Below are 10,434 nucleotides of genomic sequence, written 5' to 3' on the forward strand. Positions count from 1 at the left end.
CTGATCACTTTGTGGCGTGGGAGGTTGACATGCATCGTAGGGTCTTGGCGAGTGACCGATTGATAGCCGCCTTCCTGTTTGGCTGCGTGCTGTTCAATTACCCTGTTCTCTCTCTTTTCGATCGTCACACGACGGTCTTGTCGATTCCTCTGGTCTATGCCTATATTTTCTTCGCCTGGGTCGTCGTCATCGCCGTGATGGCCTGGGCGATCGAACGTCACTTCAAATAGGCGGTGACGATGCTCGAAGCCCCGGTCGTCATCGCCGTCTCGCTGATCTATCTCGGGCTCTTGTTCGCAGTCGCCTGGTGGGGCGATGAGCGTGCCGATCAGAAAAGGTCGCTGATCGCCAACCCGACCATCTACGCCCTGTCGATGGCCGTCTACTGTACGACCTGGACCTTCTACGGCAGTGTCGGGCGCGCGGCGGTGTCGGGAATCGGTTTCCTGCCGGTCTACCTGGGCCCGACGCTGGTGATGGCGCTCTGCTGGTTCCTGCTGCTCAAGATGATCCGCATCGTCAAGGCCAACCGGATCACCTCGATCGCCGATTTCATTTCCTCGCGCTACGGCAAGAGCCATGTCCTGGGTGGTCTGGTGACGGTCATTGCCGTGGTTGGCATCATTCCGTACATTGCTCTGCAACTCAAGGCCGTCTCCAGCTCGGTCAGTCTCTTGCTCAGCTACCCGGAGATCGTCATGCCGAACCACAGCGCAACGATGTCGGTGGCAGCCGACATCAGTTTCTACATTGCCCTGATCCTGGCGGCGTTCACGATTGTCTTCGGAACCCGCCACCTCGATGCCACCGAACGCCACGAAGGGATGGTCGCGGCGATTGCTCTGGAGTCCAGTGTCAAGCTGGTCGCTTTCCTGGCGGTCGGCGTGTACGTCACCTATGGCATGTATGATGGTTTCGGCGACATCTTCGAACGCGTCAACGCCAGTCCGGAGCTGCTGCGCCTGACGACGGCGATTCCCTCGGGCAAGGGCTACACGGGCTGGTTTTCGCTGATCGTGCTGTCGGCGATGGCGCTGCTCTTTCTGCCGCGCCAGTTCCAGGTTGCGGTCGTCGAGAATGTCAACGAGGCGCACCTGAAGCGGGCTGCATGGCTCTTCCCACTCTATCTGCTGCTGATCAACGTCTTTGTGCTGCCGATCGCGCTCGGCGGCCTGCTGCATTTTGTCGGGCAGGACGTCGATGCCGACACCTTTGTGCTGACGCTGCCGATGTCACAGCGCCACGAGGGTCTGACCTTGCTGGTCTTCATCGGGGGCCTTTCAGCCGCGACCGGGATGGTCATCGTCGAAACCATCGCCCTGTCGACGATGGCCTGCAACGACCTGGTGATGCCGCTGCTGATACGCCACAAGCGCGTTGCCTTCGATGAATCCAGGGACCTCTCGCGGCTGTTGCTGGGGATCCGGCGTGGCGCCATCGTAGTCATCCTGCTGCTCGGCTACCTCTACTTCCGGCTGGCCGGTGAAGCTTACGCGCTGGTGGCCATCGGCCTGATCAGTTTCTCGGCGGTTGCCCAGTTTGCCCCGGCGATGATCGGCGGCATGTACTGGCGTGGGGGAACGCGTGACGGCGCTTTGGCGGGTTTGTCGGCGGGCTTTCTGGTCTGGGCCTATACCTTGCTGCTGCCGTCGTTTGCCAAGTCGGGCTGGTTGCCGGATGACTTCCTGACGCAGGGCCTGTTCGGGATCGAGTTGCTGCGTCCGCAGCAGTTGTTCGGTCTGACCGGTTTCGACGAGATTGCCCATTGCCTGTTCTGGAGTTTTCTGGCCAATATCGGTGCTTATGTCGGCTTCTCGCTGCTGCGACCCCCCACGGCGGCCGAAGCAACGCAGGCGACGGTATTCGTCGATGCGCTAAAAGACGCCGGACCGGTCGGTGCAGCGCTGTGGCGGGGGCGCGCGAAAGTCAGTGATCTGCAGGAACTGGTGGCCCGCTTTCTCGGTCCGGCGCGGGCGCAAGCGCTATTTACCGCCTATGCTCGTCGCCGCGGTGTAGCCAGCGGGGTGATGCCCGAAGCCGATGCGCAACTCGTGCAGTTTGCCGAATCGCTCCTTGCCGGGGCGATCGGTAGCGCTTCGGCACGTGTGATGGTGGCCTCGGTGGCCAAGGAAGAGCCGCTGAGCATCGATGAGGTCATGCACATTCTCGATGAGGCCTCACAGTTGCGGACCTACAGCCGTGAACTCGAGCGCAAGTCGCGTGAGCTGACGGCGGCCACGCTCGATCTGCAGGAAGCCAATCAGCGCCTGCAGGAGCTGGACCGCGTCAAGGACGACATCATGTCGTCGGTGACGCACGAACTGCGAACGCCACTGACTTCGATTCGCGCCTTCTCGGAGTTGCTGCGCGACGATCCCAGGATGCACCTGGCCGATCGCGAGCGTTTTCTGGGTCTGATCGTCAGCGAGGCCGAGCGTCTGACGCGGCTGATCAACCAGACCCTCGATCTGGCGAAGATCGAGTCGGGCAGGGCTGACTGGAACGGCTGTGAGCTGAACCTGAAGGAGGTCGTCGAGCAATCGGTGGCTGCGACCAGTCAATTGTTCCGCGAGAAGGAAGCACATGTCGAACTCGATCTGCCCGATAATCTGCCATTGATTCTGGCTGACCGCGACCGTTTGATACAGGTCATGCTGAATCTGCTTTCCAATGCGGTAAAGTTTCTGGCGCCGGGCAGCGGCCGGGTTAAGGTGATGCTGTGCCTGCTGGCGGACGGACTGGAAGTCAGTGTCGCCGACAACGGACCGGGAATACGACCGGAAGATCAGCAGTTGATTTTCGAGAAGTTCCGTCAGGTGGGCGACACGATGACCGCCAAGCCATCAGGAACCGGGCTCGGGCTGCCGATCAGCCGGCGTATTGTCGAGCACTTCGGGGGGAGGCTGTGGGTGGAAAGCGTACCGGGGGAGGGGGCGACCTTCCGCTTTACCCTGCCTTTCGCACCCGTTCAGGAGCAAGCGCTTGCGCAGGTTGCGGCAGCGTAGCGGATGATGGCTATTGATGATCGGAGAGATGATGAGCAAAAAAATACTGATTGCCGACGACGAGCAGAATATTGTCATCTCGATCGAGTTTCTGCTGCGCCGTGAGGGTTTCGAGGTGCTGGTCGCTGGCGATGGTGAGGAGGCCTTGGCGAAAGTACGTGCCGAGCGACCGGATCTCGTTCTCCTCGACGTGATGATGCCGAGGATGAATGGCTTCGACGTTTGCCAGGCCCTGCGCGCCGACCCGGACCTGAGCGCAACGCGCATCCTGATGCTGACCGCCAAGGGACGCGACACCGAAGTCAGCAAGGGTCTTGGACTCGGTGCCGATGGCTACATGACCAAACCCTTCTCGACCAAGGAGTTGCTCGCCGAGGTGCGAAAGCTTCTCGGAATGTAGCCGGTGAAGCCCACGCGCAGACTGCTCCTCGCGGTGCTGGCCGTCGGTCTGTTTCTGCTTGCCTTGGTGGCTGCGACAGCGCTCCTGATGCTGGCCAGCGAGGCTGGCGCCAGCGGCGGCGGACGGACTGCCGAAGAAAGGATCGTCGTCCTGTTGGTGCTGCTGTTGGCTGCCTGTGCCTGCAGTTTCTGGGTGATTTATCGGTTGTACGAACGCTATGTCAACGCTCCCCTGCGGATGGCCGAAGAGCTGGCTACGGCGCTGACGCACAGTGATTTGCGGCTGAGTGAGTACGCGGCGAGCGAACTGCAGGTGCTTGGCAAGGTGGCGAATCAATTGCTTGCGCTGCGTGCAGCGCGTGAGCAAGATGTCGCCGAACGCGTGCGTGAGGCCCGCGCATCGCTCGAGGAGGAACGCAGCCGTCTGGCTGCGCTGATGGCCGATCTGAGTCAGAGTGTCGTGGTCTGTAACCTTGACGGCCGGGTATTGCTCTATAACCAGCGGGCCAAACAGGAACTTTCGACTGCCGCCGACGGCAGTAATGCCGAATTGCTGGGCCTCGGACGTTCGATCTATACGGTTTTTGACCGTGCGCTCATCGGGCATGCATTGGAACGTCTGCAGCAGGCGAGTCGGGAAGGAAGCAACAAGGACGACAAGAAACTTGTCGGTTCGGTGCAGTTTGTCACCGCGACCCATACCGGGCGGCTGCTGCGCGCACATATGTCGCCGGTACTGGGGGAGGATGGCCCGCACCACGCGCGCGTTGGCGGCTTTTCAATTACCGGTTTCGTGCTCGTTCTGGAGGATGTCACCAGTACCAATGAGCGGCATGCGCGACGTGATATGCTGATCCAGTCGCTGGTCGAGGGCGGGCGCGGACCGCTGGGCAGTATTCGTGCTGCCGGCGAAATGCTCTTCGACTTTCCCGACATGCCGAGCCAGCAGCGCGATCGTTTCCTGCGTGTCATTCGCGACGAGGCGGGCGTTCTGACCGCACAGTTCGAGAAGGCGGCGAGTGCCTTCTCGAACGATTTGCGTGAGCGCTGGATGCTCGAGGAAATTCTGGGTGCCGAACTGCTTGCCGTGGCTGCGCGCCGCATTGGCGAGCGACGTTCAAGTGAGCGTCGCGTGCTGGCTGTCAAGTCCGAAAACGTCGATGAAGATCTGTGGCTGCGCGTCGACAGTTTTGGGCTGCTGCAAGCCCTTCGCTACCTGGCGTTGCGCTTGCAGGACGAGTATGAGGTGCGCGAGGTGCGGCTGTCGCTGACCCGCAGCGGACCGTTGGCGCAGTTCGATCTGTCCTGGCTCGGAACCTTCATGAACAATGAAACAGCGATGAGCTGGCTGCAGGATCCGATGGCTGTCGGAGGTGAATCGTCGCCGCTCAGTGTCACCGATGTGATCGAACGCTGTAACGGCGATATCTGGTTTCAGCGCGAAAGGGTTTCGCATCGCGCCTTTTTCCGTACCATGCTGCCGGTCGCCGAGGCGCCGAAGGATCTGCCGCGGGCAATTGCCCCGGCGCCGGAGGGCGAGCGCCCCGAATTTTACGATTTCGATATCTTCCTCTGGTCGGCCGTCAGCCATGAACTCGATGATCAGCCGCTCGCGGATCTGTCCTACACGATTTTCGATACCGAAACGACGGGTCTACAGCCTTCCCAGGGCGACGAGATCATCCAGATCGGTGCGACGCGCATCGTCAATCGCCGGTTGCTGCGCCAGGAGTGTTTCGACCAACTGATCGACCCGCGACATTCGCTGTCGTCGCAGTCAGTCGCCATTCACGGCATCACGCCGGAACTGCTCGTCGGCCAGCCGTCGATCGATGTCGTCCTGCCGAAGTTTCATGCTTTTTGTGCCGATACGGTCCTCGTCGGTCACAACGCCGCTTTCGACATGCGTTTCCTGCAATTGAAGGAGACGAAAACGGGAGTGCGTTTCGAGCAACCGGTGCTCGACACCCTGCTGCTTTCTGCCGTGCTGTATCCCAATCAGACAACGCATCGCCTCGAGGCCATTGCCGAGCGGCTGGGGGTATCGGTATTTGGACGCCACACGGCGCTCGGCGATGCCATCGTGACCGGCGAAGTCTTCCTGAAGATGCTGCCCTTGCTCGCCGAGATGGGTATCACGACGTTGCGGCAGGCACGGGAAGCCAGTCAGAGGACTTACCATGCCCGACTCAAGTACTGAGCAAACGAAGCGCGTTGCCCCCTTTTCGCCGTACGTTGCGCTGCGTCATCTGGTGCGTGCGCAGCAACTCACCGTCGGGCCAGCGGCGAGCATCCGTGAGACCTTGCTGCTGCTCGACCGGATGCGCGTCGATGCGGTAGTCGTGGTCGATCCAGGCAGTCGCGTGCCACTGGGAATCGTGACTCTGCTCGACGTGGTTCGCCGGATCGGGATCGAGGATTGCGACCTGCAGGCGCCGATTGCCACGGTGATGACCAGTGGTCTGATTACCGTGCCGGCCGATGGTACGGCACACCAGGCCAGCGTGGTGATGGTGCGTCGCGGCGTGCGCCATCTGGTACTCACCGAAGCCGATGGCCGTTACTTCAACCTTGTCTCGCAGACCGATCTTTATACGTTGCCGGGTGCGCAGCATACCGACCTGGTGCAATCGATTCTGGCGGCGCGCGATATCCGGACGCTGGTGGTTCTGGCTGGCGAAATACGTGCCTTCGTTGCCCGCCTCGTGGCCGAGCGGGTGAGTGCCGATGCGCTCTGTCATCGCCTCTCTTCGCTCAACGATCTGTTGACCCTGCAGGTCATCGAACTCGTGGCCGGCCAGTTTGATTTGCCTTACGTACCCTGGTGCTGGCTGGTGTTCGGTTCCGAGGGGCGGCTTGAGCAGACGCTGGCTACCGATCAGGATAATGGGCTGATCTTCGATGCCCAATCCGATGCCGAAGCGGCAAGCCTGCGTATCGCCTTTCTACCCTTCGCGCGGGCAGTCAATGAGGCACTCGACGCCTGTGGATTTCCCTTGTGCAAGGGCAACATCATGGCCGGCAATCCGCAGTGGTGTCTGTCCATCGACGAGTGGCAAACGGCTTTCCTGACCTGGTTGAGTACTCCGCAACCAGAAGCATTGCTCAATTCGAGCATCTTTTTCGACCTGCGCGGCCTCTATGGACAGGAGTCCCTGGTCAATGACTTGCGCAAATGGCTGCTGTCGAATGCCCCCACATACCCCATTTTTCTTCGTGCGATGGTTGAAAACACGATGAACTGGGACTCGCCACTCAACTGGTGGAAAGGTTTTCGCTATGATCGGGACAAGGAGTTTCCGCATACCATCGATCTGAAGAAGCACGGATCGCGGCCTTTCGTTGACGCCGCGCGGATCTACGCGCTGGCCATGCAGATACCCGATACCAATACGGTCGAGCGCCTGCGCGTCAGCGGTGAGCAGGGTGGCATGGCTGCCGACGAACTGGCTGCGCTGATTGACGCCTTTCATCACATTCAGCGTCTCAGACTGGAGCATCAGGTGAACGGCAGCGTCGCCGGGGTTTCCAACCGCGTCAATCCCGATCAACTGCACGAACTCGATCGCCTGATCCTGAAGGAATCGCTCAAACAGGTCCAGTACCTGCAGAAGCGTCTGACTCGCCAGTATCTCTTGGCGTAGTCCGTTCAGGGCGCCATCGCTTCGCCCTCCTTTGTGGGGGGACGACGGGATCTCTTGCGCTACCGTGCGTTCGGTTTTCGTAATCGGGCCGGACAAAAAGATCAAGCTGATGATGACCTACCCGATGACCACCGGGCGCAATTTCGACGAGATCCTGCGCGCACTTGACTCGATGCAGCTCACTGCCAAGCACAAGGTCGCCACGCCGGTGAACTGGACCCTGGCCGTGGCGACGCTGCGCACCATGGGTTTCCAGCGAGCGGTGGTGCTGCTCGGCGGCATGAAAGCCTGGGGTCCGGCCTAATAACCGGCTGCTGCTCGGCGCTGTCTCGCGGCAAGGTTCGCAAGCGTGCGGATTGGCCGCAAGTCCGGCATCTGCTGTTGACCGGGTTGCGTACCCCGCGGCGAGTTCAGGGACTGTTCTCCCCGAGTAGCGCTTCGTATACCTGCAGGTCATGCGAGGAGAAGCAGCAGAAGAGCACTTCCTGGAGGGGGCCGTCGGCCTGGAGCGACGCACGCACCGTCGCCACCGCGATGGTTGCGGCTTGTTCGATCGGGTAGCCATAGATGCCGGTGCTGATGCTCGGGATGGCCAGAGTGATCACGCCCTGGGCGCTGGCAAGCTCGATTGAGCGCCGATAACACGCGGCCAGCAAGTCGGCTTCGTTGCGGTAGCCACCGTGCCAGACTGGGCCGACGGTGTGAATGATGTAACGGGCAGGCAGGCGATAGCCGCTGGTGAGCTTGGCGTCGCCGGTTTGACAGCCGCCGATTTGGCGACAGGCATCCAGCAACTCGGGACCGGCAGCGCGGTGGATGGCGCCATCGACGCCGCCGCCGCCAAGCAGCGACGAGTTGGCGGCATTCACGATCGCGTCAACCGCAAGCGTGGTGATGTCGGCCTGCAGGGCACGTAACAGGGTTGGCATGGTCAGCGGAACCCGAAGATTTCCCGGTGAAAAACTGTCCAGAAAGTATGCCCAGCATTTTCCGAGCAGGCAAGCGTGTTCGCTGCTGGAATGGTCGATGGCCGGCAGCCGGCGGCCGCGTCCGGTTCAGTCATGGCCTCAGGCACTGCGCAGCTTGAGCCTCTGCGTTATCCAGATCGCGGCGAAAGGCAGGATTAGGCTGATGACGATCGACAGCGTGAGCAAGGCGCCGAGCTGGCTATAATCTGCCGGCACCTTGAGCGCGTGGGTCAGCGGATCGCGGATCTCGCGGCTGACCTCGAAAAACTGGTTCAGGTACTTGGTGCCGAGTTGCGCAGCCGACAGTGCGAGATTGGTAAAGGATGCCATCACCGCGAAGTAGGTGGCCTTGAGATTGGCGGGTGCCGAGTTGGCGATCCACGCCAGCATCGGCACCATGGCGATCTGCCCGAGTGGTGACTCCAGCGCGGTGTCAATCAGCGCGATGAAGCGCGCGTCGACGACGCCGCCAGTGTGCGCCGCGGTCCATTCGTGCAGGCCAAAGTACATGCCGAGGGTGGGCAAGCTCAACAGCGCGTCGGTGAGCGTCAGAAAACCGACGATGTAGGCGATCGAACGTTCACCCATGAAGCGGCGGAAGGCGAACAGGCCGAATAGCGTGAGCACGCTGGCGATCAGCGAAAGCTGCGCAAGGAAGGACTGGTCGAAGCCGAGCACGTCGATCATCCACCAGGTGGAACCGGCACCGGGACCCGGCATGGCGCGAAAGACAAAGATCATGATCGCGGTCCCGAGCAGCGTTCGTCGCGACTCCACGTCGAGTTCCCGGAGCAGCTTCGCCATCAGGAAAGCAATCACCGCGAAGGAGCCGGCGAAGATGATCTCCTCGCCGAAAGCCAGTCGCGAGAGTCCAACCGACAGACTGATGGCGACGAACACTGCGCTACCGCCGAGGATCCACACGTCGGGCCGGACGGGCGGCGGTGGCGGTTCCGGCTTGCCGTGCAGGCTGGGCTCACGGGCGCTCAGCCGTCGTGCGTCGAACCGTTGGAGCAGCGACGCCAGCAGCACGCCGGCGACCGAGATCGCCGGGATTACCAGTGCCATGCCAAAGACCTCGGCATAAATCGCCGCTTTGGCCTCCTTCGCCAGAGTCTCGGTGCCTTCGAACATGAATACATTGACCAGCGAGACAAGAATGCCGCCGGCAATGATGGCGATGCGGCCGAGGGTCTGCAGCGTGGTGTTCATCAGCCGTCGCTTTTCCGGCGGCAGTGGCTGCCCGTGTTCATCCACGCGCGGCACAGCTTCGACGGTCATTGCGTCGGCGACGACATCCTGCAAGACATAGCCGACTGGCGAGAGCAGTGCGGCGACAACAAACCAGGCTTCGATGGACATCAGCTCACCCATGCGCAGCGGTTGGGCCACCAGGCCGAGCATGATCAGCAGGCTGGTAGTGATCAGTCCGGCGCCCAACCACACCAGTCCGGCCTTGTGCCGCCAGATCAGGTCGACCAGGTGTCCGAGCGGCATCTTCAAGGCCCAGGGAATCCCTGCCCAGAAGCCCAGAGCAGCGAGGAAGGCTGCGGATAAGCCGAGATACTCCTTGACGAAGAAGGTGCCGACGATCTCGGTCAACCCGGACAACCCGGCTGCGACATAGACCAGCAGTGGTGGCAGGTAGGAAAGCCGCATTGCACGGCCGAGTTCGAAAATGTTATCGGCAAACCAGCGACGGACGGCGGCGAGCATTGCAGAACTCCGTTGGGCGGAAAGGGTGTGGCCGCGACAGCCAGCACGGCGGTAGCCGGGCTGACCAGGGGTGACCGGAACGGCAGCACGGAAGGAACCCGGCGCTATTCTGCCAGCAAAGCTTCGGTCGGCACCGGCATGACAATCTCTCGACTGGTCCGGGGGGCCTCAAGGCCTAGGCCTGTAGGCGTCCGGCGTACCCATTCTCCTGTAGCCTCAGGCCGTTGCGGAGTTCTCCGGAATGACGCAGGGAATCTGTCTGGTCAGTGCGCGTCCGCATTAGCCGCAGCTGCCCGTCTGTGTGCGAGGCCTGCAGGGCGAAATCGAAGCGGTCGGGCTGCGCACAGAGAACGAGATCGCCGATGGGCAGATTAGGGTTGTTGCCAGCCTGAAAGCGGCGACCGAAATCGGAGTTGCGTACGCGGGCGGCATAGAGTTCCGGGTCGGGGTTTTCGCCGTGCAGCAGCGCATCGAGATAGTCCGCACAGGCGATATCCTCATCACCGTTGCGATCGACCCATTCGCCGGTGATCACGAAGCAGACCTCCTCCGGTTGCAACGCCAACAGCGCCTTCGCCGTGGCACGGCCCACGACCAGGCTGCCAGCGAACAGCGCCCGCGCGTGGCGAAAACGGCCAAGGCCGCGTACCCCCGCGGCGGTGGTCTGAATCAGCGGCTGGCCAGTCAGGTCGGTGCCTTGCA

8 protein-coding genes and 1 pseudogene are annotated in these 10,434 nt (G+C 61.6%); 6 read left to right on the forward strand and 3 right to left on the reverse strand.

The genetic code is table 11. The features are described from left to right. The 6 genes and pseudogenes from CAPSK01_RS09005 to CAPSK01_RS09030 all read left to right on the forward strand — a co-directional run. A partial coding sequence (locus CAPSK01_RS09005; RefSeq protein ID WP_337958563.1) for a hypothetical protein occupies positions 1-230 on the forward strand: 230 nt, incomplete at its 5' end. A gap of 9 nt (positions 231-239) precedes the next feature. Then, entirely contained in the window at positions 240-3,005 is a 2,766-nt protein-coding gene (locus tag CAPSK01_RS09010; protein WP_034925550.1) for a sensor histidine kinase, read from the forward strand. Between the two features lie 31 nt (positions 3,006-3,036). Next, positions 3,037-3,405 carry a response regulator gene (locus CAPSK01_RS09015; protein WP_034925967.1) on the forward strand — a complete coding sequence of 123 codons (369 nt, stop codon included), beginning with the start codon at positions 3,037-3,039 and terminating at the stop codon, positions 3,403-3,405. Positions 3,406-3,408: 3 nt separating this feature from the next. Beyond that, the gene (locus tag CAPSK01_RS09020; protein ID WP_034925553.1) at positions 3,409-5,604 is read left to right on the forward strand and encodes an exonuclease domain-containing protein; all 2,196 of its coding nucleotides are present in this window, start codon (positions 3,409-3,411) and stop codon (positions 5,602-5,604) included. Next, on the forward strand, positions 5,585-7,048 hold the full coding sequence (locus CAPSK01_RS09025) for a DUF294 nucleotidyltransferase-like domain-containing protein (protein ID WP_034925559.1): 1,464 nt from the start codon (positions 5,585-5,587) through the stop codon (positions 7,046-7,048). Before CAPSK01_RS09020 ends, CAPSK01_RS09025 begins: the two co-directional genes overlap by 20 nt. A gap of 58 nt (positions 7,049-7,106) precedes the next feature. Beyond that, positions 7,107-7,268, forward strand: a pseudogene (locus CAPSK01_RS09030) (peroxiredoxin); the annotation flags it as partial. A 190-nt stretch (positions 7,269-7,458) separates the two neighbouring features. Here CAPSK01_RS09030 and CAPSK01_RS09035 read toward each other — a convergent pair. The 3 genes from CAPSK01_RS09035 to CAPSK01_RS22480 form a co-directional block, all read right to left on the reverse strand. Beyond that, a complete protein-coding gene (locus tag CAPSK01_RS09035) occupies positions 7,459-7,977 on the reverse strand; it encodes an O-acetyl-ADP-ribose deacetylase (RefSeq protein ID WP_034925563.1) in 519 nt (172 codons plus the stop codon). A 138-nt stretch (positions 7,978-8,115) separates the two neighbouring features. Continuing rightward, the gene (locus CAPSK01_RS09040) at positions 8,116-9,732 is read right to left on the reverse strand and encodes a membrane protein (protein WP_034925566.1); all 1,617 of its coding nucleotides are present in this window, start codon (positions 9,730-9,732) and stop codon (positions 8,116-8,118) included. Between the two features lie 175 nt (positions 9,733-9,907). Continuing rightward, on the reverse strand, positions 9,908-10,434 hold a 527-nt coding region (locus CAPSK01_RS22480), incomplete at its 5' end, for a 2-phosphosulfolactate phosphatase (RefSeq protein WP_273703397.1).

The sequence above is a fragment of the Candidatus Accumulibacter vicinus genome (genome assembly GCF_000584955.1).
Taxonomy (GTDB): Bacteria; Pseudomonadota; Gammaproteobacteria; order Burkholderiales; family Rhodocyclaceae; genus Accumulibacter; species Accumulibacter vicinus.

Bases quoted from the DNA above. Each gene is read 5' to 3' on its own strand.
- CAPSK01_RS09010 (WP_034925550.1), top strand. From the start codon at position 240: ATGCTCGAAGCCCCGGTCGTCATCGCCGTCTCGCTGATCTATCTCGGG.
- CAPSK01_RS09015 (WP_034925967.1), top strand. From the start codon at position 3,037: ATGAGCAAAAAAATACTGATTGCCGACGACGAGCAGAATATTGTCATC.
- CAPSK01_RS09025 (WP_034925559.1), top strand. From the start codon at position 5,585: ATGCCCGACTCAAGTACTGAGCAAACGAAGCGCGTTGCCCCCTTTTCG.
- CAPSK01_RS09035 (WP_034925563.1), bottom strand. From the start codon at position 7,977: ATGCCAACCCTGTTACGTGCCCTGCAGGCCGACATCACCACGCTTGCG.
- CAPSK01_RS09040 (WP_034925566.1), bottom strand. From the start codon at position 9,732: ATGCTCGCCGCCGTCCGTCGCTGGTTTGCCGATAACATTTTCGAACTC.